The organism is Streptomyces sp. NPDC004788, assembly GCF_053601115.1.
In genome coordinates this window covers 38,954-62,105 of record NZ_JBSGBF010000043.1, presented here as the reverse complement: position 1 = coordinate 62,105, position 23,152 = coordinate 38,954, and the positions used below count along the sequence as shown (strand labels likewise).

Annotated in this window: 19 protein-coding genes; 10 read left to right on the top strand and 9 right to left on the bottom strand. The window is 75.4% G+C overall.

Annotation, left to right across the window (positions count from 1 at the left end; genetic code table 11):
- Positions 1 to 19 precede the first annotated feature (19 nt).
- The 4 genes from ACWEJX_RS20385 to ACWEJX_RS20370 all read right to left on the bottom strand — a co-directional run bounded on the left by ACWEJX_RS20385 (position 20) and on the right by ACWEJX_RS20370 (position 2,316).
- The gene (locus tag ACWEJX_RS20385; protein WP_451608830.1) at positions 20 to 499 is read right to left on the bottom strand and encodes a DUF6114 domain-containing protein; all 480 of its coding nucleotides are present in this window, start codon (positions 497 to 499) and stop codon (positions 20 to 22) included.
- A 2-nt stretch (positions 500 to 501) separates the two neighbouring features.
- Positions 502 to 1,137: a DUF6230 family protein gene (locus ACWEJX_RS20380; RefSeq protein WP_451608829.1), complete on the bottom strand. Its 636-nt coding sequence runs from the start codon at positions 1,135 to 1,137 to the stop codon at positions 502 to 504.
- Positions 1,138 to 1,340: 203 nt separating this feature from the next.
- A complete protein-coding gene (locus tag ACWEJX_RS20375) occupies positions 1,341 to 2,042 on the bottom strand; it encodes a TetR/AcrR family transcriptional regulator (protein ID WP_451608828.1) in 702 nt (233 codons plus the stop codon).
- Positions 2,043 to 2,190: 148 nt separating this feature from the next.
- The gene (locus tag ACWEJX_RS20370; RefSeq protein WP_403790535.1) at positions 2,191 to 2,316 is read right to left on the bottom strand and encodes a hypothetical protein; all 126 of its coding nucleotides are present in this window, start codon (positions 2,314 to 2,316) and stop codon (positions 2,191 to 2,193) included.
- 187 nt (positions 2,317 to 2,503) lie between these two features.
- Here ACWEJX_RS20370 and ACWEJX_RS20365 point away from each other — a divergent pair, with 187 nt between their 5' ends.
- Positions 2,504 to 3,169 carry a Tat pathway signal sequence domain protein gene (locus ACWEJX_RS20365; RefSeq protein WP_451608827.1) on the top strand — a complete coding sequence of 222 codons (666 nt, stop codon included), beginning with the start codon at positions 2,504 to 2,506 and terminating at the stop codon, positions 3,167 to 3,169.
- Positions 3,170 to 3,258: 89 nt separating this feature from the next.
- Here ACWEJX_RS20365 and ACWEJX_RS20360 read toward each other — a convergent pair whose 3' ends face one another.
- A complete protein-coding gene (locus tag ACWEJX_RS20360) occupies positions 3,259 to 4,722 on the bottom strand; it encodes an alpha/beta hydrolase family protein (RefSeq protein WP_451608826.1) in 1,464 nt (487 codons plus the stop codon).
- 125 nt (positions 4,723 to 4,847) lie between these two features.
- Here ACWEJX_RS20360 and ACWEJX_RS20355 point away from each other — a divergent pair, with 125 nt between their 5' ends.
- On the top strand, positions 4,848 to 5,822 hold the full coding sequence (locus tag ACWEJX_RS20355; RefSeq protein WP_451608825.1) for a MerR family transcriptional regulator: 975 nt from the start codon (positions 4,848 to 4,850) through the stop codon (positions 5,820 to 5,822).
- 145 nt (positions 5,823 to 5,967) lie between these two features.
- Here the strand turns inward: ACWEJX_RS20355 and ACWEJX_RS20350 are convergent, their stop codons facing one another.
- Entirely contained in the window at positions 5,968 to 9,072 is a 3,105-nt protein-coding gene (locus ACWEJX_RS20350) for an AfsR/SARP family transcriptional regulator (protein ID WP_451608824.1), read from the bottom strand.
- Between the two features lie 715 nt (positions 9,073 to 9,787).
- Here ACWEJX_RS20350 and ACWEJX_RS20345 point away from each other — a divergent pair.
- The 5 genes from ACWEJX_RS20345 to ACWEJX_RS20325 all read left to right on the top strand — a co-directional run bounded on the left by ACWEJX_RS20345 (position 9,788) and on the right by ACWEJX_RS20325 (position 14,692).
- Positions 9,788 to 10,450, top strand: coding sequence for a hypothetical protein (locus ACWEJX_RS20345; RefSeq protein ID WP_451608823.1), 663 nt, complete (start codon positions 9,788 to 9,790; stop codon positions 10,448 to 10,450).
- A gap of 144 nt (positions 10,451 to 10,594) precedes the next feature.
- Positions 10,595 to 11,635: an LCP family protein gene (locus ACWEJX_RS20340; protein WP_451608822.1), complete on the top strand. Its 1,041-nt coding sequence runs from the start codon at positions 10,595 to 10,597 to the stop codon at positions 11,633 to 11,635.
- Between the two features lie 55 nt (positions 11,636 to 11,690).
- Positions 11,691 to 13,061, top strand: coding sequence for an aldehyde dehydrogenase family protein (locus ACWEJX_RS20335; RefSeq protein WP_451608821.1), 1,371 nt, complete (start codon positions 11,691 to 11,693; stop codon positions 13,059 to 13,061).
- A 77-nt stretch (positions 13,062 to 13,138) separates the two neighbouring features.
- Positions 13,139 to 14,008: an SDR family oxidoreductase gene (locus ACWEJX_RS20330; RefSeq protein ID WP_451608820.1), complete on the top strand. Its 870-nt coding sequence runs from the start codon at positions 13,139 to 13,141 to the stop codon at positions 14,006 to 14,008.
- 36 nt (positions 14,009 to 14,044) lie between these two features.
- Positions 14,045 to 14,692, top strand: coding sequence for an alpha-ketoglutarate-dependent dioxygenase AlkB (locus ACWEJX_RS20325; RefSeq protein WP_451608819.1), 648 nt, complete (start codon positions 14,045 to 14,047; stop codon positions 14,690 to 14,692).
- A gap of 23 nt (positions 14,693 to 14,715) precedes the next feature.
- Here ACWEJX_RS20325 and ACWEJX_RS20320 read toward each other — a convergent pair whose 3' ends face one another.
- Together ACWEJX_RS20320 and ACWEJX_RS20315 are read right to left on the bottom strand one after the other, a co-directional pair.
- Positions 14,716 to 14,967: a DUF6924 domain-containing protein gene (locus tag ACWEJX_RS20320; RefSeq protein ID WP_451608818.1), complete on the bottom strand. Its 252-nt coding sequence runs from the start codon at positions 14,965 to 14,967 to the stop codon at positions 14,716 to 14,718.
- 133 nt (positions 14,968 to 15,100) lie between these two features.
- Positions 15,101 to 16,282, bottom strand: a complete 1,182-nt coding sequence (locus tag ACWEJX_RS20315; RefSeq protein WP_451608817.1) for a DUF6879 family protein — start codon at positions 16,280 to 16,282, stop codon at positions 15,101 to 15,103.
- Between the two features lie 220 nt (positions 16,283 to 16,502).
- Here ACWEJX_RS20315 and ACWEJX_RS20310 point away from each other — a divergent pair, with 220 nt between their 5' ends.
- The 3 genes from ACWEJX_RS20310 (at position 16,503) to ACWEJX_RS20300 (ending at position 20,218) form a co-directional block, all read left to right on the top strand.
- A complete protein-coding gene (locus ACWEJX_RS20310) occupies positions 16,503 to 16,679 on the top strand; it encodes a hypothetical protein (protein WP_403790556.1) in 177 nt (58 codons plus the stop codon).
- 4 nt (positions 16,680 to 16,683) lie between these two features.
- Positions 16,684 to 19,986, top strand: a complete 3,303-nt coding sequence (locus ACWEJX_RS20305) for a class III lanthionine synthetase LanKC N-terminal domain-containing protein (RefSeq protein ID WP_451608816.1) — start codon at positions 16,684 to 16,686, stop codon at positions 19,984 to 19,986.
- Positions 19,987 to 20,092: 106 nt separating this feature from the next.
- Positions 20,093 to 20,218 carry an ALQxL family class IV lanthipeptide gene (locus tag ACWEJX_RS20300; protein ID WP_403790560.1) on the top strand — a complete coding sequence of 42 codons (126 nt, stop codon included), beginning with the start codon at positions 20,093 to 20,095 and terminating at the stop codon, positions 20,216 to 20,218.
- Between the two features lie 57 nt (positions 20,219 to 20,275).
- Here the strand turns inward: ACWEJX_RS20300 and ACWEJX_RS20295 are convergent, their stop codons facing one another.
- On the bottom strand, positions 20,276 to 23,152 hold the full coding sequence (locus ACWEJX_RS20295) for an NHLP bacteriocin export ABC transporter permease/ATPase subunit (protein WP_451608815.1): 2,877 nt from the start codon (positions 23,150 to 23,152) through the stop codon (positions 20,276 to 20,278).

Genomic DNA, 23,152 nt, shown 5'->3' with positions numbered 1-23,152 from the left:
CACGCGGTCTCTTCCCGGTCTACTCGGTCGCCGGCTTCGGCTCCGTACGGGCGCCGCGGCGCAGCCGGCGGCGGCGCCGCGGCCGGTCGGGCAGCCAGCCGAAGGCCAGCGAGCTGCCGACCAGGCCGAGCAGCATCCCGACGAAGAACCCGCCCAGGTTCGACGTCACCCAGCTGGCGAGCGAGGCCAGCACGCCGATCACCGAATAGAACAGGCGCTGACGGGGGTTGAACACGATGAGCAGCCCGCAGACCAGCATCATGATCGGCAGGACGTAGCCGGCCAGGCTGTCGGCGCCGGCGGCGAGGATCACCGAGACGCTCGCCCGCTGGGTGAGCAGGATCTCCGCGCCGCCGAACGCCAGGGCGAGGCCCGCCCCGAAGGGGCGCCGGTGCCGCCAGCGCCGGAACGCGCGCCAGGGATGCCGGCGGCCGTCGGAGGGCGCGCCCTCCGGCGCTCCCGGGGCGTCCGCGACGGCCTCGTCCGTGCCCGCCGCCATGGTCAGCAGCCCTCCGAGCTGAAGTTCATGTGCAGGTCGGGCAGGGTGAAGCGGACGGCCGTGGTGGCGTAGTTGACCTGCCGCAGATCGCGCAGCCTCACCGTGTCCGCCTGCTGGCCGAACGAGCCCAGCGGACCCTTGACCGGCGGCTTCTCGAAGGTGCTGGCGTCCCCGCCGATCTCGATGTTGTCGAAGTCCGCCAGCTTGCCGGTGATGTCGGTCGAGTCGGTGGTCAGGCCGGACGCCTGGACCGGCGTGCCCTTGTCGCCGGCGGTGATGTGCAGGTAAGTGCCGCCGAGCTCCACGCTCTGGCACAGGTTGGTGAGCTTCGCCTCGCGGATCGCGGTCACGATGGTCAGCACCTGGCCGCCGGTGTCGCCCGCGTTGGGGCTGCCCTCGGCCATGTTGTCCATCGCGCCGAACTGCCCGAAACCCTTGCCTTCCAGGGAGTCCGCCGAGACGACGAAGGGCATGCCGGAGATGGCGAACTGGGCGGCGAGCGCGCCCTGGGCGGTGAGCACCACGAGCGTGCTCGCGGCGAGGAACGCGGGGACGCCCATGAGGGCGGCGCGGCGGTAGCGGACCCCGCCCCGTCTGTCGGGGGAGTCGGGTCCGGTGGTTCCTTCGGACAGGGCCATGCGTTGCTCCTGACATCGATGAGGAAACAGAACGCGGCGTGTCCTGGCGCGGACGGTTCCCCCATCCACCTGGGTCTTCCCGGACTCGTGCGGAGGCGGCCGTGCCGCAGGGAACCGATTCGGACCGTACGCGCAGTGAGAAACCGCGTCAACTACCCAGTAACAAAAGCTTGTTGACGATCAGTCGCAAACGGGAAAGCGCTTCACACGCGAACTGCGAACGGCGCCACGACCACGTGCACGAGCACGTCCAGGAGCGGATCGGGGCCGGTGCCGGGACCGTCGCCGGCGGCCGCGAACCGGCCCTCGTCCACCGCCCGGTGCACCGCCGCGTACACCGCGCCCACCACCGTGTCCACCAGCTCGTCGCGCGCCACTCCCGGCGGGCCCGGCGGCGCGTCCGCGAAGAACGGGCGAAAACCGGCCAGAAATTCGGCCCTGGCGCGGCGCCCCGTCGGCCCCAGGCACTCGATCTCCACCGCCATCGCCGCGAAGACCGGCGTCTCGGCGAGGAGCGTGAGCAGCGCCCGCAGCCCGGCCCGCACCGCGGTGGGCCAGTCCGCCGCGCCGCCGGTGCCGTCGTACGCCCGCTGCATGGCCCGCACCACCGTCCGCGTGCCGCCCCGGAAGGCGGCGAGCACCGCGTCCTCCTTGCCGGTGAACAGCTCGTAGAACACCGGGCGGGTCACTCCGGCGGCCCGGCAGATGTCACTGATCCGCGCACCCGCGTAGCCGTTGGCCGCGACCGTGCGGGCCACGCCGTCGAGCAGCCGCTCGCGCTGCCGCGAGGCCACCTCCTCGGGCGTCAGCCGGCGCGGGCCGGGGCGCAGCGAGCGCTCCGGCTCGCGGCCCGTGCGGGCCCCCGGCAGGACGAGTTCCTCCTCGGTGCCGCGAGCGCTCGTCATCGGCCACATCCCTCTGCGGTTGTTGACGTCACGGACTCGGCGGGATTACAACCCTCGTGGGTTTTCCTCTCGGTGCTCCGGGCGGACCCGGTGGAGCCGCACCCCCGTGGGACGGGATGCGCCGCCGCCGCGCCCCGCACACCGAGTATTACGCTCCACCCCGTATCGCGACACCGCTGCCGACGACGATCCGTGGCGCCGGATCGTCCCGGCGGTGGCCGTCGCCCCAGTGGCGCCGCCGCGTCACCACGTCACCGTTCACGTACGCACGCACGGCGTGCTCCCTCGTACGCCCCTGCCCGCATCCGCGGCCGTGCCTCGTCCCCGGTGCGTGATCCCCAGCGCGGCGCGCCTCCTCGTACCTCCTCGCGTGCCCGCGTGACCCCACGTGCGCACGCACCCACGCACCCCTGCACGCCATCGAGTTCTGCCACCCTCCGCCACGTGCGAAAGGAACCCCCATGGACAAGCGTGCTCTCTCCGCGGCCTTCGGCGCCGCCGTCGCCGCCGTGCTCGCGGTGACCGCCTCCGCCTCCGCGACCGCCTCCGCCGGCGAGGTCCTCACCACCGGCACCGCGGGCGGCACCGCGGTCGCCTCCGGTGACGTCCTCTCCGCCTCCCTGGTCTCCGGGACCAAGGCGAAGATCGCCACCACCGCCGGCGGCAGCACCGGCATCACCTGTTCCGCCTCGGCCTTCACGGCCACGGCGAACACCAACCCCGCCGCGCCCGGCACCGCCACCGAGACGGTCACCGCCCACACGCTCAGCACCTGCACCACCAACATCACGGGCGCGACCGGCGTGCAGAGCATCACCGTCAACAACCTGCCGTTCAACGCCTCGGTCACGTCCGGCGGTTCGCTCACCGTCACGGCGGGCGCCACGGGCCCGATCCAGACCACCCTCAAGATCAACACGATCCTGGGCCTCACGACCTGCGTCTACCGGGCCGGCAGCCTCACGGCCACCCCGTCCAACACCGACAACTCGCTGAGCTTCACGGACCAGCTCTTCACCAAGTACAGCGGCCCGAGCACCTGCCCGGGCAGCGGCTACTTCACCGCGAAGTACGGCCCGGTGCAGGACACCAGCCAGGCGGGCAGCCCGGTGGTGTTCGTCAACTGACGAACGGCGTGCGCTGACATGACGCCCTGAGCAAGGGGGGCGGCCCCGGAGCCGAGGGCCGACGGGGCCGCCCCTTCGCCGTGCAGGCGTCAGGCGTCCAGGCGGGCGACGACCGCGCGCATCGCCCGTTCCACCGCCTCCCGCGTCTCGGCCGTGTGGTCCAGGGTCTCGAAGCCGTGCCGGGCGAGCGGTACGTCGACGACGTCCAGCTCCGCACCCGCCTCACCGGCGGCGGCGACGAACTCCTCGACCGTCGCCGCGAACGCCGCGTGCTCCAGGCCCACCCGGGTCAGCACCACCGGCGGGCTCGACGCGCCCACGACCTCCGCCGGCCGGAACCGCCGGTCCACCACCCGCCACTCCGGCGGCGGCGCGAGCACCGGATACGTGAGCGCCACGCAGCGCAGCCAGGACGGCGGCTCGGCGAGCCACCGCGCCGACAGCAGCCCGCCGCCCGAGAAGAACCACAGCGCGATCCGGTCCCCGTCGACCCGCGGGTCCGCCCGCAGCAGCTCCACCGCCCCGGCCACGTCCTCCGCCGCCCGCGGAAAGTCCGTCAGGTCGTGCAGCCGGTGGTCCAGGGTGGCGCCGACCACGCCCGACGCGGCGGCGAACCGCCCGTACCCGAGGAACGTCGGGGTGTCGCGCGGGGTCGGCCGCCGGTCGGACGGGACCGGCCCGCCGTGCACGAACAGCACCGCGGGCCGCGGCCCGTCCGCCTCCGGGAGGTGCAGGTCGACCCGGCCCCGCCGCTCGCGCGGCCGCTCCGCCACGTCGAGCAGGAACTCCCCGCCGTGCTCCGGCACGGACAGCCGCCGGCCCTCGCCCTTCGCCGCGCGCAGCAGGACGTCGGCGAGCGGGCCGGGCGCGGACAGCATCGGCCAGTGGCCGGTGTCCAGCTCGAAGAAGCCCACGCGCGGGTCGGCGAGCACCCGGTACCGCGTCGGGCCCGTCGCCACCAACAGCTCGACCATGCCGATCCCGGAGCCGTTCGCGGTGCACAGCACGCCCGTCGTCGGCCGGTCGAACGGGTTTCCCGTCAGCCGCAGCGGCTGCGTCAGCGTCCGCACCGGCTGCGGCACCGCCAGCCGGTCGAGCCGCTCCAGATCCGCCTCGCCCAGGCCCGCCGTACTGCCCCACCGCCGCCACCCGTCCCCGCGCGGCGCCGGCACGAACCCGTCCGCCCCGGCCCCCTCGACGGCGGCGGCATCCGGCACGGCCGCGAGCGCCGTGTCCCCGTCGCCCGGCATCCCGGCGTCCAGGTACACCACCCGCGCGACGCGCCCCGAGCGCCGGTCGGCGGCACCGAGCACCGGATGGATCCCGTAGTCGTGCCCGACGAGCACCACCTCCTCACCCGCCCCCACCCGGTCGACCACCCGCACCACGTCCCCGATGTGCGCCTCCAGGTCCACCTCCTGACCCCCGCCGCCGTCCATCCCGGCGAGCGCCACCCCGTACGCCTCGCACCCGGCGGCCCGCAACCGCCCGACGACCTCCTGCCACACCCACCCTCCGGTGAACGGCCCGGACACCAACACGAAAGCGGTCATGACGCTCTCCTCACTCCACACCGATCGCTTCGGCCGCGCCGCGGCGGCCGCCGGAACGGTAGGAACTCCCGCAGGGGGAGGTTCAAGAGGACCCGGCGTCCGGCCTGCGGGTAGCGTTGCGTCACATGCACGCCGACGACGACAGCGAGACCTGGAGCATCGGGGAACTCGCCGAGCGGGCGGGGGTCACCGTCAAGACCGTGCGCTTCTACTCCGACCGCGGGCTGCTGCCCGAGGCCGGGCGGAGCGGCGGCGGGCACCGGCGGTACGGGCAGGCGGCGCTGGAGCGGCTGCGGGTCATCCGGACGCTGCGGGGCCTCGACCTGCCGGTGGCGGCCGTGGGGCGGGTGCTCGACGAGGAGGACGCGCTGGAGGACGTGGTCGCGGGGCAACTCGACGAAGTGGGCGGCCGGATCGCCGCGTTGCGCTGGCGGGAGGCCTCACTGCGACTGCTCCAGGACTGCACCGCGCGGGAGCGCGCCGAGCGGCTGCGGCTGCTCGCGGCCGTGTCCGCGCCGCCCGACACGACGGCGCTGGCCCGCTTCTGGCGCCGCACCCTTCCCGTACGGTTCCCGGCGAGGCTGGCGGCGGCCGTCGTGGACGCGGCCGTGCCGCCGCTGCCGGAGGCCCCGGCCCCCGCGCAGGTGCTGGCCCTCGCGCGGCTCCAGGAACTGGTCGCCCAGGCCCCCGCGCCCGCGGTGCACCTGGCGGACCTCCCGCACCGGCCGACCGTCCTGTACGAAGGGCTCGCCGAGGCGTACGAGCTCGGGACCCGGGAGATGGCGGCCGGCGGCCCGCCGGCCCCGGGCGCGGCGCTCGACGGCTTCGTCGCCGCGTACGCGGGCGCGCTCGGCGCCCGCGACACCCGGGCCTTCCGGCGACGGCTCGCCGGCCTGATGATCAGCGGCGCCGATCCGCTGATCGGCCGCTACTGGCAGCTGGCGGGCGAGGTGGCCGGCGAGCGGTCCGGCCCCACGGTGGGGGCGGTGCACGGCTGGCTGTGCGCGGCCCTGAAGACCGGGCTCGGGAGGCCGCCGACTGGCGACCACCGGGGGGAGTGGGGGACGTGCAGGGCCCCGCGTCCGGGAGGTGAAGCGTGATGTGCGGCGCGGAGCAAGGGCGTTCACGTCTCAGGTGAGGCTCAGATGAGTCTCAGGTGACGAGACCGCCCCGTCAGTCGTGCAGTCCCGAACGCGGGGACCGGAACGTTTCCCACGGAACCGCCCACGGCGCGGGCGGCCATGCTCAACAGCGCCCGCGAATCCGCTCCAACTGCGCGTCCACCCGGCGCACGCTCTCCTGGTAGCCGTGCGACAGCGCCAGTTCGCGCGCCCGCACCAGCGTCGTCTCGGCCTCCTCGACGCGGCCCAGCTCCAGCAGGGCCGCACCGGCCGTGGCCCTGAGCATGCTCTGCCGCACGCCCACGAGGCCGTTGACGGTGTCGCCGTCCAGGGCCAGCCCCCGCCCTGCGCAGGCGAGCGCGCCGGCCGGGTCGCCGGCGGCGAGGAGCTGGCGGGAGCGGTGTTCCAGGGCGAGCAGCTCGGTCATCACGTCACCGCTGTCCCGGACGAGTTCGGCCGCGCGGGCGGTGTGCGCGAGGGACTCCTCGCCGACCCCGTCGTGGTCGAGCGCGACGGCCAGGTTGACCAGCGCGGTGGCCTCGCTGGAGCGTTCGCCCGCGCGGGCCGCGAGCTCGGGGGCGAGGCGCAGGTGCACCAGGGCCTCGGGCAGCCGGTTCTCCTGGGTGAGCACCCAGCCGAGCAGCGCCCGGGCCCGGGACTCGGCGTCCGGGTCGTCGAGCACGGCGGCCGAGTCGACGCCGTCCTCGAGGACCGGGGCCCAGCCGTCGTGGCTGTTCCACAGGATGTACGGCCACTGGAGGATCGCGAGGCGCCAGGCCCGGTCGTGCAGCCCGGCCGCGCGCGCCGCGGTGACGGCGGCGGCGAGGTTGTCCCGCTCGGCCGCGTACCACAGCAGGGCCGCGTCCCGGCCGGCGAAGTGCACGGTGGTGCCGGACAGCCGGGCGCCGTCCGGCACGGTGCAGCAGGGCTGGTCGTCGGGTTCGGCGGCGCGCGTGGCGGCCATGGCGGTGAGCGTGTAGTGGTCGAGCAGTCGCGGCAGTGCGTCCGCGTCGGCGTCGAGGCTGCGGGCGTAGAGCCGTACGAGATCGTGCAGCGTGTGCCGGCCCGGCGCGTACTCGGTGAGCAGGTGCGCGTCGCACAGCCGGTCCAGGGCCTCGGCGGCGACGGCCGGTGTCCGGTCGAGCAGCGCGGCGGCCGCGTGCCGGTCCAGGTCAGGACCCGGTACGGCCCCGATCCGGCCGAACAGCCGTGCCGCCTCCTCCGGCAGCCCCTGCACCGTGACCCGCAGGGCGGCCGCCACGCCCTGCCCGTCGGCGCCCGCCGAGTCGTCCACCGAGAGCAGGGCCAGCCGGCGCTGCTCGTCGGCGAGTTCGGCGGCGAGGTCGGTGAGCCGCCAGTGCGGGCGGGCGGCCAGCTGGGCGGCGGTGACGCGGAGGGCGAGCGGCAGGCCGTCGCACAGCTCGGCGAGCCGCCGGGCCGCGTCCGGTTCGGCCTCGATCCGTTCCCCGCCGACCGCGGCGGCGAGCAGCGCCGCCGACTCGTCGAGGCCGAGGACTCCGAGCGGCACCGGCCGCGCCAGTTCGCTCACCACGAGGCCGCCCAGCCGCAGTCGCGAGGTGACGACGGCGGCGCAGCGCGGACCGGCCGGCAGCAGCGGCCTGGCGCGCTCGGCCGCGCGCACGTTGTCGAGGACCACGAGCAGCGCGCGCTCCTCGGTCAGCGTCCGGTAGAGCGCCTCGGCGGCCGTCGCCGACTCCGGCAGCTGCCGCGGCGGCACCCCGAGCGCGGCCAGGAACTCGCGCAGCACGTCGGCCGCGTCCACCCCGTCCCCGTCGGCGGGGCCGAAGCCGCGCAGATCGGCGTAGAGCACGCCGTCCGGGTAGCGGTCGGCCCGCAGATGCGCCCAGTGCAGCGCGAACGCGGTCTTGCCGACTCCGGCGGGACCGGTGACGAGGGCGACCCGGGCCGCGTCGACGGCCGTGTCGAGCGCCGCCAGTTCCCGCTCGCGGCCGAGGAAGCCGCGGGGCGTACGGGGGAGGAGGTCGGGCGCGGGGAGGGTCAGGGCGGCCGGGGCGGGCCGGGCGAGGCCGTCCACCGGCAGACCCGGCGCGGACGCGTCCGCGCCCGAGTCGTGTCCGTCCCCGTGTCCGTCCCCGTGTCCGTGGCCGTGTCCGTGGCCGTGGGCGGGGGCGGCCGACGGGTGGCCGGCGGACCCGGACCCGGACCCGGACCCGGACCCCGCGCCGGAACCGGACGCAGACCCGAAACCGGCCACGGCCCCGTGGTCGGCGGCATGGCCGGAAGGCTCCACCTGGCCGGGGTGGCCGGGGTGAGCGAGGTGGCCGAGGTGGCCGAGGTGGCCGGGGTGGCCGGGGTGGCCGGGGTGGCCCGAGCCGAGCGGGCCCGAGCCGAGCGGACCCAGCGGACCGGAACCGCGCGTCCCGGGCCCGGTGGGCGCGGGCCCGCCGGGCCCCAGGCCGCCCGACTCCATGCCGGCCGGACCACCGCCGCCGACAGGGGTGCTGTGCGGCAGGCCGCGCAGCACCGCCTCGTACGCGGCGCGCAGCGCGGGGCCCGGGTCGACGCCCAGCTCCTCGGCGAGCAGGGTGCGGGTGCGGTGGTAGCAGTCGAGGGCGTCCGACTGGTGGCCGGCGCGGTAGAGCGAGAGGATCAGCGCGGCCGCCAGGGACTCGCGCAGCGGGTTGGCGGCGGACTCGGCGCGCAGCAGGGCGGCGGCCTTGACGTGTTCGCCGAGGCGCCCGTACGCCGCCGCGAGCTGTTCGACGGTGTCGAGCCGGGTCTCCTCCAGGGCCTGCGCCGCGACGAGCAGCTGTTCGCTCGCGGCGGTGCCGGTGAGCGCGGGCCCGCGCCACAGCGCCAGGGCCTCGCGGAGCATCAGGACCGCGTCCGCCGGGTGCTTCTGGTGGCCCGCCAGCTGGACCAGCTCGTCGAAGCGGTGGGTGTCGAGGAGCTGCTCGGGCATGCGGAGCTCGTACGCCTGGGTGTGGGTGGCCAGCTCGACCCCGTAGTCCTCCGCGCCGCCCTGCTCGAAGAGCGCCCGCAGCCGTGAGACATGGCCCTGGACGACGGTGCGGGCCCGCGCGGGGGGCTCCTCGTCCCAGACCGCGTCGATGAGGCGGTCGACGGGGACGACGGCGTTCGCGCGCAGCAGCAGTGCCGCGAGCACGCTGCGCCGCTTGGCGGGGCCGAGCGGCAGCTCACCCGCCTCGGCCGCGATGGACACCGTTCCGAGCAGGCGGAACTCCACCCGGCCCTCCTTGTTGATCTGTTCCTGTGGGGCCTTCCAGTATCCCCGCCGTACCGGCCCCCACCTGTACGGAGCCCCGCTGATGTCCGGATGCGACCGGAACGCGCGGGGTCACGGCCGGATCCTTCGCCGGGCCGTCGCCGGACCGTCGCCGGGCCGGCGGGGCGGTCGCGCCGGGAGCCGACGGAAGGCGTGACCGAAGGCGTGACGCAAGCCGTGGCGAAAGGGGTGACGGAGCCGCGGCGTAAGCCGCGACGGAAGTCGTGAAGATGCCGTGGAGGAAGCGGAGAAGGATTCCGCATCGGGCGTCAAGCGGGAGCGCCGGCGTCGCTGGATCGTGTGGGAGAGAGCCGGATGACCATGGAATCGGGCTCGGGGCACGGCAGGATCGGATCCGCCGGGTCGTTCCGAACGAGGGCCGTGGGGGCCCTTGGATCCGGTTTCGCGAGCGTCGTGCGCCGACATCGCCGCTCCCCGCCGCCCCCGGAACGAGGCTCCGCTCCGGGGGCGGCAGTACGCCCGGGAGGGCCTCGCCCTCCTCGTCAAGTCGGGTGCCGGGCAACGTTTTTGACATGCTGTCAGCAGTGGCGGAAAACCTGCCTGGACACCCCTACTGGCCGGTTCTACTCTCAAGTCGCTTCGCGTGCACCCCCCACATCACACGCATCCGCACCTCCTCGCACCCCACACTCCGCTCAGAACCGAGGAGATCCCCATGTCCAAGCTGCTCGTCTCCGCGACCGGCCTCGCCGCGGCCGCCGTCCTCGCCTTCGCCGGATCCAGCGCCGGACTCCAGGCCGGGTCCACCACACTGCTCCCGGCCGGTCACTCCTTCGCGGCCAAGCTCACCGGCAAGGCCACCTTCGTCGCCGGTTCCACCACGATGACCTGCGCGGTCTCCGCCTCCGTGCCGACGACCGGCGCCAACAACCTGGTCCCGGCCGCCCCCGCCAACCACAACGACGCCGGGCCGGTCTCCGTGCCCATCAACCCGCCCACCTTCAGCAGCTGCACCACCAGCATCACGGGCGTCAGCGTCACCGTCACCACCAACGCCACCAACGGGGCCTGGTCGCTCTCCGCCCAGAACGGCGCCCCCGCCAGTGGCGCGATCACCATCCCCAAGGGCGGTGTCGTACTGAAGACCAGCGGCTTCGCCGCCTGCACCATCACCGCCTCGCCGACCGGCCCCACCGCGGTCAACGGCGGCTGGACCAACGGAGCCCCGTCCAGCCTGGCGATCGCCAACGCGCCGGTCCCGGCCACCGTCACCGGCGGCTTCCTCTGCCCGACGGGCAACCAGTCGGCGACGTTCAGCGCCACGTACCAGATCACCGACACGACCGACCCGGCGCAGCAGATCACCGTCACCGGCTGACACCCGCTCCGGACCTCGTCCCTCCGCTTCCCCGACTCGCCCCGCGCCGCGCCGCCTTTCGGCATCCTGGTGGCCTGAAGTGCGCGCTCGGCGGGGTGAGTCCGGGCGCGTGGGGGCGGGGCAGCGGAGGGGAAGCCGTAAGCGATGGGCGAACAGGACGAGAAGACGGCCGCGGAAGGCGTCAGAGGCGCGACGGCACGGCGACGGCGGCGTCCCAGGGCGCGGACCGTCCTCCTGACCGCCCTCAGCCTGCTCGTCGGCGCGGTGCTGCTCACCGCGGGCGCCGGCTACTGGGCGTACGAGCACTACACCGGCCGGGTGCAGCGGATCCCGCGGACGTTCCCGACGAACGCACCCGTCCCCGCGGCCTCCAAGGGCGGCCAGAACTTCCTGCTCATGGGTCTCGACTCGCGCTCCGAGGTCCCCACGACCGGCAGCGACGCCAAGGGGAAGCTGTGGAAGTACGGTGACCAGCGCAGCGACGCGATGATGCTGGTGCACATCCCGGACGACCACTCCGCCGCGTACGTCGTCTCCCTGCCGCGCGACTCCTGGACCGACATCCCCGGCCGCGGCCGGGCCAAGCTCAACGCGGCCTTCTCCTGGGGCGGTCCGCCGCTGCTGATCGACACGGTGCAGCGCCTCACCGACGTGCGCGTGGACCACTTCGCCGTCATCGACTGGAACGGCTTCCGCAAGCTCACGGACGCGGTCGGCGGCGTCGACATCCTGCTGGCCGACGGCGAGCGCCGGCACATGAACGGCGCCGAGGCGCTGGCGTACGTCGGCGAGCGCAAGGACCTGCCCAACGGCGACTTCGACCGCACCCACCGCCAGCAGAACTATCTGCGCACGGTCCTGGAGAAGGTGATGAGCTCCGCCTCCCTCAAGGACCCGCTCCAGCTGAAGAAGACCCTCGACATCTTCACCGAGACCGTCTCCGTCGACGAGCGCTTCGGCGACGGCGAGATGCGCGAACTGATCTGGAACATGCGGGAGGTGCGGGCCGGCGACATGACGTTCATGAACGCGCCGGTGAGGGGGACCGGCACGGAGAAGGGGCAGTCGGTGGTCTACCTCGACCGGCCGCGCTGCACGGCGCTGTGGCAGGCGTTCAAGGACGACGGACTCGCGACGTACGTGGAGACGCATCCGATCGACCGCCTGCGCCCGGCGACCAACTAGAGTCTTATGACGTGTGACATGGCACTGTGAAATTTTACTGCGCTAGGGTGCGGCCATGACCGTCATCTCGCGCAACCCCGCCGACCCCACCGACGTCCTCCTCGACCTGCCCTCGCCCGGCGCCTTCGCCGTCGCCGACTCCGTCGAACGGGCCCGCGCCGCCCAGCCCGGCTGGGCGGACGGCGGGGCCGCCGCCCGCTCCGCCGCGCTCGGCGCGGTGGCCGCCGCCGTGGAGGCCGCCGGGGACGAACTCGCCGCGCTCGCCGTACGGGAGGTCGGCAAGCCGCTCGCCGAGGCCCGCGCCGAGGTGGCTCGGACCGTCGCCATCTGGCGCTACTACGCGCAGGCCCCGTTCGAGCCCACCGGCGCCGTCCACGACACCGCAGCAGGCCCCGGGCTGCTGCTCACCCGGCGCCGACCGCACGGCGTCGCCGGGCTCATCACGCCCTGGAACTTCCCCTTCGCCATCCCCAGTTGGAAGGCCGCGCCCGCGCTAGCCGCCGGAAACGCCGTCGTCCTGAAGCCCGCACCCGAGGCCACCGCCTGCGCCCTGCGGCTCGCCGAACTCGTCCGACAGGCCCTGCCCGAGGGGGTGTTCACCGTCGTGCCCGGCGGCGCCGTCGAGGGCGGCGCGCTCGTCTCCGCCGCCGACGTCGTCTCCTTCACCGGCTCGTCCCAGGTCGGGCGCGCCGTCGTGCGCTCCGCCACCGCCCGCGGCATCCCCGTCCAGGCCGAGATGGGCGGCCTCAACGCGGCCGTCGTGCTGCCCGACGCCGACATCGCCCAGGCCGCCGCGCACATCGCGGCCTCCGTCGCCGGATACGCCGGCCAGAAGTGCACCGCCACCAGCCGCGTCATCGCCGTCGGCACCGCCCTCGACCCGCTGCGCGAGGCCCTCGCCGAGGCGCTGCGCGCGCTCCCCGTCGGCGACCCGGCCGACCCGGCCACCGTCTGCGGACCGCTCATCACCGAGGCCGCCCGCGACGAGACGGCCGCCGCCTGGCAGGGCCTGTCCGTCCTCGCCGGCGGCACGCTGCCGGACCGGCCGGGCTGGTACGCGGCGCCCACCCTCGTCGAGAAGGCCGGCCCGGGCCACCGGCTGCTCCGTGAGGAGGTCTTCGGCCCGGTCGCCGCGCTGCTCGCCGCCCGCGACCTCGACCACGCCGTACGGATCACCAACGCGGCCCGCTACGGCCTCGTCACCTCGGTCCACACCGCCGACCTGTCCGCCGCGCTCGGCGCCCTCGACCGCATCGACACCGGCATGATCCGCATCAACGCCCCCACCACCGGCGTCGACTTCCACCTGCCCTTCGGCGGTGCCAAGGCGTCCAGTTTCGGCCCCCGCGAACAGGGCCGCGCCGCCCTGGACTTCTACACGGCCACCCGTACGTACACCCTGGCGCCCGCCGCCGTCCGGTCGTAGGAGCGGGTGCGCGCCGCCCGCGCCCGGGGTCGAATGGTGGGGACGCGGGACGGACGCGGCGGAAGGGCAGGCGGGACATGACGGAGCTCATCGCGGTCACCGGGGCCACCGGGCGGATCGGGCGCCGGGTGGTGCGGCAGCTCGCGGAGGCGGGCGCGGCCGTCCGGGCGCTCGGCCGTGACCAGGAGAAACTGGGCCGGCTGCCGACCGACGACACCCGGACGGCGTCCTACGACGACGCCGCCGCGATGCGCTCCGCGCTCGACGGCGCGCACACCCTCTTCCTGGTCTCCGCACACGAGGGGCCCGGCCGGGTCCGGACCCACGCCACGGCCGTGGACGCGGCCCTCGCCGCCGGGGTGCGGCGGATCGTCTACCTCTCGTACCTCAACGCCGCACCCCACGCGACCTTCACCTACGCCCGCGACCACTGGCACACCGAGCAGCACATCCGCTCCACCGGCGTGCCCTTCACCTTCCTCCGCGACAGCACCTACCAGTCCGACCTCGCCGCCATGACCTCCCCCCAGGGCGTCCTCCGCGGCCCCGCCGGGGACGGCCGCGTCGGCGCCGTCACCCACGACGACGTCGCCGACTCGGCGGCGGCGGTGCTCCTCGGCGACGGACACGACGGTGCCACGTACGACATGACCGGGCCCGAGGCGCTGAGCTTCGCCGAGATCGCCGCCGCGCTGAGCGTGGCCAGCGGCCGCGAGGTCGTCTACGAGCCGGAGACCAGGGACCAGGCGTACGGCTCCCGGGCCGTCTACCACGCGCCGGACTGGGAGGTCGAGGGCTGGGTGACCTCGTACGAGGCCGTGGCCGTCGGCGAGATGGACGACGTGTCCGACGACGTCCGCGCGCTGACCGGGCACCCGCCGCAGGCCTTCGCGGACTTCCTCGCCGCCAACCCGCAGTGCTACCGGCACCTCGTCTCGTCGTCGTAAATCGCTCGGATGTTCGATCAGGGGTACGCTGTCACCATGACAGCGGTACGAGGCGACATCCCCGGGCTCCAGGGCTCCCTCTTCGACCAGGGCACCGACATCGGCCCCGGCCCCCTCGACGGCATCCGGCGCATCCGGCTCGGCGACGGAGCCTGGGTCGACCACCTGCCCGGCTGGCTGCGCGGGGCCGACGCGCTCTTCGAGGAGCTCGCGGGAAGCGTGCCGTGGTACGCCGAGGAGCGCCGGATGTACGACAGCGTGGTCGCCGTCCCCCGCCTCCTCGCGAACTACCGCGAGGGCGCCCCGCTCCCGCACCCCGCCCTGACAGCGGCCCGCGACGCGCTCGGCGCCCACTACGCCCGCGAGCTCGGCGAGCCCTTCGCCACCGCCGGCCTGTGCCTCTACCGCGACGGACGCGACAGCGTCGCCTGGCACGGCGACCGCACCGGCCGCTCCGCCACCGAGGACACCATGGTCGCCATCATCGCCCTCGGCGACCCCCGCGACCTCGCCTTCCGCCCGCGCGGCGGCGGCCCCGTCGCCCTCCGCGTCCCCTCCGGCCACGGCGACCTCCTCGTCATGGGCGGCTCCTGCCAGCGCACCTGGGAACACGCCGTCCCCAAGACCACCCGCGCGGTCGGCCCCCGCATCAGCGTCCAGTTCCGCCCGCGCGGAGTGCACTGAGTCTCACTGGCTCCGGACGGCGTCTACTCCCCGTCGAGCCCGTCGAGCCCGTCGAACCCGCGGAAGGTCCCCGACGCGTCCGCGGCGTCCGCGAACTCGAAGAAGTCCAGCTCCCCGGGACCCGCCCCCGCGAACCGCGTCTCGCTCACGCAGGTCGCGTGCGGGTGCTCGTCCAGTGCGCCGAGCGCCGAGCGCAGCGCGTCCCAGCGGGCGTCGTCCGCGAAGTCGGTGCGCAGGACGAGGGAGGTCAGATCGTCGGGCTGGGGAAGCGGCATGCGAGCGATCCTCTCACCGGGCGGCGATACGTGGCGGCCCGGCTCACCCCCGAGACGACGGCGGCCTCGCCCGGTCCTCGGGGCCGCCGGGGCAGCCGCCCGGGCGCGGGCGCCCGTACGGCCGCCGGGACAGCTACAGGGCGGACCCTCGCGCGGCCGGTCGGACAGACGCCTGCGCGCCTGCCAGGGCGGCCGCTGTGGTGGACGTCCGTACTGCCGCAGGGGCAGCCGCCCGCGCGGGCGGCCGCGCGGCACTCGGGGCGATCCCCTCCGCGGACGCCCGCGCCGCCGCCGGTGCCGTCAGGCCCGCGCGCTCGGCCAGCGCTCCGCCCTGGAAGCGGCTCTCCGCGCCCAGTTCTTCCAGGAGCTCCGCGATGTGGCGGCGGCAGGTGCGCAGCGACATGCCCATGCGGCGGGCGATCACCTCGTCCTTGGCGCCCTCGGCGAGCAGGCCCGCCAGGGCGCGGCGCAGGCTCGGGCCGACGTCCTTGTAGGCGGCCTCGCTGGCGCCGTGGAAGGGGACCGCGCCCGACCACGCCTGGTCGAAGACCCGGCACAGGTACGCCACGACGTCCGGGTCGCGGACGATGACGGCGCCCTCGCCCGTACCGCCGTCGACGCGGCGCGGCAGGAAGGCCACGGAGCGGTCGAACACCACGGCCCGGTCGGGCAGTTCGGCTGCCGTGCGGTATTCGGCGCCCGCCTCGGTGAGCCGTTCCACGTACCCCTGCGTGGACAGGCTGGAGCGCGCCGGGTGCTGGTACAGCGTCCGCATCCGCACTCCGCGGCGCAGCATCGCCAGGTCCCGTTCGAGCGCCGTGCCGAGCCGGTCCGGGGCTCGCCCGCCGCCCGGCTGGATGCTGAACACCTCCTCGCGGCAGCGCTCCGCCTCCTCCGTCAGCATCGCCGACGCCGAGGCCATGTCGGGCAGCACGTCGAAGCCCTGCCGGCGGCCCTGGGCCTTCCGCGCGGCCCGGTACTGCGGCATCAGCGAGTGCAGTTCGTCGCGTACGGACTGGGCGCGCGTCGCGGCCCGCGCCAGCTGTGCCTCCAGCGGGCCGATCACCTCCGCCGCGGCGGCGTCCGGGCTCACCGGGATCAGCTCCTCGGGCCGGCCCGGCGCGGGGCGCAGCAGTCGCAGTCGCAGCAGTCGGCGGGACGCGGCCTCCACCTCCTCCTGGCTCAGGCCGGCCACCGGCACCACGTCGGACGGCCGGCGGATCAGGCTGCCCCGGGCCAGTACGTACTCGAAGACCGCGACGGCATGCGCGTCCAGTCGCGGGATTTCATCGATATCGGTCCCTATGTGCGTCATATCTGCGGATTCCCCCCGCTTCGCGGCCCTGCTACTTCCGTGCCATGCAGGGTATTGCCAGGTCGCGGCCCTGGACCAAGCGGACTCGCCACGGTGAACTGAGGTTGTCCGACGGGCCGAAACCCGTCGCACCGGTCCTTCGCCGGTCATTCGGAGCGAACCCGCCGAACGCGGGTGCCCGCCCCGCTGCCCCACGTCTCCCGAACCCTGGAGTCCGCCCATGTCCGCAGCCGTCCGCCGTCTCCTCGCCGTCGCCGCCCTCGTCGTCGGCGTCGGCCTCGCCGCCGGGTTCGCTGCCGGGCCCCGGGGCGACGCCATGACGGACACGACGCGGACGGTCGGCGCCGACCCTCTCGACACCAGCTGGGGCGACCACTACACGCGGCCGGAGCTGTAGTCCCGTGTCGTACCCGCGTCGCGCCCGCGCCGAGCGCTCCGCCGACCTCGCCCTCCTCCCCGACCTCGTCCGCGCCGCCCTCGCGCGCCGCGCTGCCGCCGGCGCGGGCGCGGGCGAAGGACCGGGCGAATGGAGCGTCGACCAGGGCGAGTTCTGGTGTCACGTCGTCCCCGCCGGGGCGGTCCGCCGCCCGCAGGGCTGGAAGCTCCACGTCTCCGCGACCCCGCTCTCCGCCCCGCTCGTCCTCGCCCGCTGCGCCGAGGTGCTCATCGACCACGGCACCGCCTTCAAGTTCGCCGGCAGCCCCGCCCGGGTCGCCGCGCTCGTGTCCGGGCGCTCGGCGCGCGGCGGAGGCGGCAAGTTCCTCACCGTCTACCCGGCCGACGACGACCGCTTCCGGCAGCTCGCCGGGGAACTGCACCGGGTCACCGTCGGCCTCCCCGGGCCCGCCGTCCTCTCCGACCGGCGCTACCGGCCCGACAGCCAGGTCTCCTACCGGTACGGGGTGTTCGCCGGCGTCCGCGAGCTCACCTCCGACGGCGGCTTCGCCGCCCGCCTCACCGACCCCGACGGCCGTCCCGTCGCCGACCAGCGCAACGCCTGGTACTCGCCGCCCGCCTGGGCCGGCGACCCCTTCCCCGACCGCGCGCCCGCGCCCGCCCGCAGCACCGGCACCGCCAAGCCCGTCCTGCTCGCCGGCCGTTACGTCGTCCGCGGCGCCATCCAGCACTCCAACAAGGGCGGCGTCTACCGCGCCGAGGACACCCGCACCGGCGCGCCCGTCGTCGTCAAACAGGCCCGCCCGCACGTCGGCGCCGGCCTCGAAGGACTCGACGTACGCGACCTGCTGCGCCGCGAGGCCGCCCTCCTCGGGCGCCTCGGCGCCGCCGCCCCGGACCTCGTCCCGCCCCTCGTCGAGGTCTTCGAACAGCAGGGCAGCGTCTTCCTCGCCACCGGCTCCGTCCCCGGCACCACCCTGCGCCGCGCCGTCGCCGACCGCCTCGCTCAGGAGGGCGCCGCCTGCCCCGACGGGCGCACCGCCGCCTCACTGGTCCGGCAGCTCATCGAGCTCGTGGCCACCGCGCACGGACTCGGCGTCACCCTCCACGACTTCGGCCCCAACAACGTCATGGTCACCCCCGACGGCCGGCTCCTCCTCATCGACCTGGAGATGGCCGCGCCGGAAGGCGAACGCTGGATCCTGGGCGCCACCCCCGGCTACACCGCCCCCGAACTCCGCGACCTCGACCAGGTCGCCCCCGCGCTCCCGCCGTCCGCCGACCTCTACGCGCTCGGCGCCACGATCCTCCACGCCCTGAGCGGCGCCGATCCCCTGTTCGCGCCGGATCTCCCGGCGGCCGAGGCGCGACCGGACGAGGAACGCCTGGCGGCCCTCGTGGAGCTGCTGGCGCGCGACCTGCCGCTGGTGCGACGGTTCGCGCCGCTGGTGAGGGGGCTGATGCGGGACGAGGCGGAGGAGCGCTGGGACCTGGAGACGGCGCGGGACTTCGTGAGGGGGCTGGAGGAGCGCGAGGCGACGCCGGAACCGTGGCGCGCCGCAGCGCCGACCGTGCCCGCCGGGCCGACCGCCCGTCCGGAACCACGCACGGCTCCGGGCTCGGCGCCCGGCCGGCCCGCCGGAGCGGCGCCCCATACGCCCTCGGACTCGGCGTCCGGTGCGGACCTGGATGCGCCTGCGGCGTCGCCTGCCGCCGCGTCGGCCGCGCCTGCCGGATCGGCGCTCCGTACGGCTCCGGGCTCGGCGCCCGGCCGGCCCGCCGGAGCGGGACCCGGTACGGCAGCCGGACCCGCGTCCCGTACGGCCCCGGGCTCGCCGTCCCCCACCACGCGCCGCCCGCCCTCCGGCCCGGTCTTCCGTACCGCACCCCGCGTGCCCGACGACACGGCGCTCCGTCCCGACCCCGCCGACCTCCGCGACCGCCTCCTCCATGACGGCATCGCTCATCTCCTCGCCACCATGCGGCCCGACGACCCCGAACGGCTCTGGTCCTCCGACTCGTTCGGCGAGACCTGCGACCCCGTGGCGCTGCAGCACGGCTCGGCCGGCCCGGTCGCCGTGCTGGCCCGCGCCCTGCGGCATGCCGACGAGCTCGGGGTCGACGCGGAGCCGCTGCGGGAGGGCCTGCGGACCGCGGCGCGGTGGACCGTGGACCGGCAGCAGGACGTTCCCGGCAACCTCCCGGGGCTGCACTTCGGGCGGGCGGGTACGGCCTGGGCGCTGCTCGATGCGGCTGAGGCGCTCGACGACGCCGAACTGGCCGACCGGGCCGCCGAGTCGGCGCTCGCGCTGCCCGTGCGCTGGCCGAACCCCGACGTGTGCCACGGCGCGGCGGGCTCCGGCCTCACGCAGGTGCGGTTCTGGCGGGCGACCGGGGACCGGAGGTTCCTCGACCGGGTCGGTGAGGCCGCCGCGGGGCTGCTCAAGGCGGGGCGGCACACTCCCGAGGGGCTGTTCTGGCCGGTGCCGGAGGACTTCGACTCGGCGCTCGCCGGGGCCTGGCACTACGGCTTCGCGCACGGCGTGGCGGGCGTGGGCACGTTCCTGCTGTACGCCGCCGAGGCCACCGGCGAGGACGCCTTCCGTACGGCCGCCACCGAGGCGGGCGCCACGCTCGCGGCGGCGGCTCGGAGCGGCGCCGCCGGGACGTTGTGGCCCGTGGACCGGGCCCGGCACCTGTCGGACTCGCCGGAGCTCGCGCGGCACTGGTGCAGTGGCTCGTCCGGGGTCGGCACGTTCCTGGTGCGGCTCTGGCGGGCCGGCGGGGGCACCGATCCGGCGCTGCGCGAGCTGGTGGAGGGCGCCGCCCGCGCGGTCCTCGCCGGCCGGGCGACCGACTCGCCCGCGACCTGCCACGGGCTGTCGGGCAACGCCGAGTTCCTGCTCGACGTCGCCGAGCTGACGGGCGCCCAGGGCCGTCGTGGGGATGCCGAGCTGACGGGCGCCGAGGGCCGTCGTATGCGCGCCGAGCTGTCGGGCGCCGAGGGCCGTCGTACGGGCGCCGAGCTGTCGGACGACGAGGGCCGTCGTACGGGCGCCGAGCTGAGCGGAGCCCAGGGCCGTCGTGCGGGCGCCGAGCTGACCGGCGACGAGGGTCACCGGGCGGGTGCCGAGCTGCTCGTCGACCATCTGGCCGCGCACGCGGTGCTGCGCGACGGGCGGCTGCTCGTGCCGGACGAGAACCGCAGGACGGTGCTCGCGGAGTACGCGACCGGCCTGGCCGGCAGCCTCTCGACGCTGCTCCGGCTGCGCTGCGGCGGCCCCCGCGCCTGGCTTCCCGAGGGCTGACCGAGACGGCCCACCGAGTTTCCGCCGGCCGACGGCCGGCGGAGCCCGGCCCCGTCCGGGGTCCGGCATCCATCCCGCACGACATACGACCGTGAAGGAGTTTGCCATGATGGAGCACGACATCGACGCCCTGCAGGTGCTGCCCGAGGAGGTCCGCACCGAGGACGCCCGCGGTGAGGAGCACGCCGCCGCGCTGATCACCGCCTGCCGCTGGCTGACCAGCGGCTGCTGACGCGGGACGCGACAGACCCCGAGGGCGCCGGGGCAGACCCGGCGCCCTCGGGGTGTCTCACCGCAACTGCCGCCGCACCAGCTCGTGGAACAGGCCCTCCGGGTCCGCGAGCAGTTCGGCCGGCGTGCCCTGCTGCACGACCCGGCCGTCCGCCATCGCGATCACCCGGTCCGCGCCCATCACCGTGGACAGCCGGTGGGCGATCACGATCCGGGTCGCGCGCAGCGCCCGCGTCGACTCGATGACGACGCGCTGCGCCTCGTTGTCCAGCGCGCTGGTCGCCTCGTCCAGGAACAGGATCCGCGGCCTGCGGATGAGGGCCTGGGCGATCATCAGACGTTGCCGCTGGCCCCCGGAGAGCGTGCCGCCGCCGTCGGAGAGCATGGTGTGCAGGCCCATCGGCATGGCCTGGACGTCCTCGGCGAGGCCCGCCATGGCGAGGGCGGCCCACGCGTCCTCCAGGGAGAACGCCTCGGTGCCGCGGAGGCAGTCGAGGATCGAGCCGCTGAGCGGACGGGCGTGCTGGAGCACCACGCCGCACTGGCGGCGCACGGCGGCCCGGTCGAGGGCGGCCAGGTCCTGGCCGTCGTACAGGACGCTGCCCTCGGTGGGGCGGTCGAAGCCGATGAGCAGTCGCAGCAGCGTGGACTTGCCGCAGCCGCTGGCGCCGACGATCGCGACGAACTCTCCGGCCCCGACCCGTACGTCGACGCCGTCGAGGACGAGCGGACCCTCGTCGCTGTAGCGGTACGACAGCTGCCGGGCCTCGACGGCGCCGCTGAGCCGGCCGGGGCGGGCGGCGCCGCCGCGGACCTCGGGGGCGGCCCGCAGGATCGGCGCGACCTGCTCGAAGACGGGCAGGACGGCGGCGACCGAGAGCAGCGCGCCGGTCACCTGGGTGACGGCGGACAGCAGCATGGTGAGCGCGGTGGAGAAGGTGAGGAACTCGGCGGCGGACATGACTCCGCGGGCCGGCCCCGCGAGGAGCGCGAACATCACCAGGGTGCACAGCGGCAGACAGACCGCGCCGAGCACGGTGAGCGTGTTCTGGATCCGGCCGGCGCGCTGCTGGAGCACCCGGGTGCGGGCGAACTCCCGCGCCCAGGCGGCGTAGGCGAAGCTCTCGGCCGCGGCGACCCGCAGCTTGGGCAGGCCGCGCAGGGTCTGGAAGGCCTGGTTGTCGAGCCTGCTGTTCAGCTCGACGAGCCGGCGCTGGTAGCGCAGCTGCCACAGCCCGAAGCCGAGGAAGACCGCGCCGACGACGATCAGCAGGGCGAGCGCCACGACGGCGAGGGACGGGCTGAGGACGAGCAGCACGACGACGTTCATCGTCCCGACGGTGGCGGCCTGGAGACAGACCGGGGCGACGCCGGCGAGCATGCGGCGGACGGCGCCGATGCCGAGGGCCGCGTTGGCGAGTTCGCCGGTGGAGCGGCCGGTGAAGAAGGTCGCGGGAAGGCGGAGCAGCCGGTCCCAGACGGCGGGTTGCAGGGTGGCCTCGATGCGTCCCTCCAGGCGCAGCAGGGCGACGCTCTGCAGCAGGCCGAACGCGGCGGCGACGACGGCCGCGGCGACGAGCGCCACCGCGGTCTGCACGATCAGGTCGTTCTCGGCGGCCGGCACGTACTCGCCGAGGACCCGCCCGGTGGCCGCCGGCACGGCCGCACCGAGGACCATCGAGACGAGGCCGCCGAGGAGCAGCGCCCGCAGTTCCTGGCGGGTGCCGCGGGTGCTGAAGCGCAGCAGCCTCGGCAGCCCGATCGGGCCCTCCGGCAGCGGCCGGTAGAACATCACGGCCTGCCGCTCGTAGGCACCCTCGCTGTCCTCGTCGACGCGCTCCCGGTGCCCGCCGCCCGGGGCGACCGCCACATAGCCGCCGCGCCGCCACAGCAGCGCCACCGGCGCGCCGTCGTGCTCCCGCCGGCCCACCAGGGGGCCGCAGTTCTCCCGCCACCAGCGGCCGCGCAGACCCACCTCACGGGTGCGCACCCGGAAGGCGAGCGCGATCCGTTCGACCGGATCGGGCTCGTCCCGGCCGGTGTCGGTCCCGGCGGCCTCGACCGACTCCGCCGTCTCGGCGAGGACGATCCGCGCGTCTGCGGCGACGAGCCGGCACACGGCGAGCGTCGCGTCCGTGCCGGCGCCGCGCCGGGCCCGTCCGCCGCCGGGGCGGCCGATGGCGGCGAGCAGCGCCTCGTCCGCCTCGCTGCCGGCCGCCCGGCCCGCCGCGAGACCGGCCGCCGTACGGTCCTCCTGGGCCCGCTCGCGTTCCTCGATCCAGTCGTCGAGGGCGTACAGGAGCCGGTACTGCTGCTCGACCATGCCCTGCCACAGCGCCGCGTCGACGAGCAGGTCGTACGCGGGGCCGTAGCCGACGGCGCCGGGGGCGACGTGCATCCACACGATGTCGTCGTCGGCGGCCTGCGGCGCACCGCCGCCGGCCGTGGCGCCGCCGAGCGGAGCCTCGTACAGGACGCGCAGTCCCCGTCCGACGCCCAGCGCGAAGGCCGCCTCCAGCGGGCCCGCGGCCTGGGCGTCGGCCTCGTACTGAGCCCCGTACTGCGCCTCGTACGACGCCTCGTACGGCTGCCGGTACAGCTCGCGCAGCTCGATACGGCGCAGCATGCACTCGCGGGTCGGCCGGCCCACCAGCGTGTGGTACGGGCCTTCGGCCGGGCCGAGGAGCAGCGCGCCCGCGCCCGCCCGGCCGAGGAAGTGCCAGGCGCCCGCGTGCGCCGCGTCCACGGCGAACAGGTCGAGCGCACCGTGCTCCACCAGCCACAGGACGGACGGGCCCTCCAGGGACAGGCTGCGCAGTCCGGTGCAGTCGACGGGCGCGCCGAGGGCGCCGAGCGCGGCGACGACCGGGTCGCCGGTGACGGGCGCGGTACCGGAGGCGGGCGCGGTGTCGGAGGCGTACGGGAGCGAGGTCAT

Bases quoted from the DNA above. Each gene is read 5' to 3' on its own strand.
- ACWEJX_RS20320 (WP_451608818.1), bottom strand. From the start codon at position 14,967: ATGCCGCTTCCCCAGCCCGACGATCTGACCTCCCTCGTCCTGCGCACC.
- ACWEJX_RS20335 (WP_451608821.1), top strand. From the start codon at position 11,691: ATGACCGTCATCTCGCGCAACCCCGCCGACCCCACCGACGTCCTCCTC.
- ACWEJX_RS20385 (WP_451608830.1), bottom strand. From the start codon at position 499: ATGGCGGCGGGCACGGACGAGGCCGTCGCGGACGCCCCGGGAGCGCCG.
- ACWEJX_RS20295 (WP_451608815.1), bottom strand. From the start codon at position 23,152: ATGACCTCGCTCCCGTACGCCTCCGACACCGCGCCCGCCTCCGGTACC.
- ACWEJX_RS20375 (WP_451608828.1), bottom strand. From the start codon at position 2,042: ATGACGAGCGCTCGCGGCACCGAGGAGGAACTCGTCCTGCCGGGGGCC.
- ACWEJX_RS20300 (WP_403790560.1), top strand. From the start codon at position 20,093: ATGATGGAGCACGACATCGACGCCCTGCAGGTGCTGCCCGAGGAGGTC.
- ACWEJX_RS20360 (WP_451608826.1), bottom strand. From the start codon at position 4,722: ATGACCGCTTTCGTGTTGGTGTCCGGGCCGTTCACCGGAGGGTGGGTG.
- ACWEJX_RS20345 (WP_451608823.1), top strand. From the start codon at position 9,788: ATGTCCAAGCTGCTCGTCTCCGCGACCGGCCTCGCCGCGGCCGCCGTC.
- ACWEJX_RS20315 (WP_451608817.1), bottom strand. From the start codon at position 16,282: ATGACGCACATAGGGACCGATATCGATGAAATCCCGCGACTGGACGCG.
- ACWEJX_RS20340 (WP_451608822.1), top strand. From the start codon at position 10,595: ATGGGCGAACAGGACGAGAAGACGGCCGCGGAAGGCGTCAGAGGCGCG.
- ACWEJX_RS20310 (WP_403790556.1), top strand. From the start codon at position 16,503: ATGTCCGCAGCCGTCCGCCGTCTCCTCGCCGTCGCCGCCCTCGTCGTC.
- ACWEJX_RS20330 (WP_451608820.1), top strand. From the start codon at position 13,139: ATGACGGAGCTCATCGCGGTCACCGGGGCCACCGGGCGGATCGGGCGC.
- ACWEJX_RS20325 (WP_451608819.1), top strand. From the start codon at position 14,045: ATGACAGCGGTACGAGGCGACATCCCCGGGCTCCAGGGCTCCCTCTTC.
- ACWEJX_RS20365 (WP_451608827.1), top strand. From the start codon at position 2,504: ATGGACAAGCGTGCTCTCTCCGCGGCCTTCGGCGCCGCCGTCGCCGCC.
- ACWEJX_RS20355 (WP_451608825.1), top strand. From the start codon at position 4,848: ATGCACGCCGACGACGACAGCGAGACCTGGAGCATCGGGGAACTCGCC.
- ACWEJX_RS20380 (WP_451608829.1), bottom strand. From the start codon at position 1,137: ATGGCCCTGTCCGAAGGAACCACCGGACCCGACTCCCCCGACAGACGG.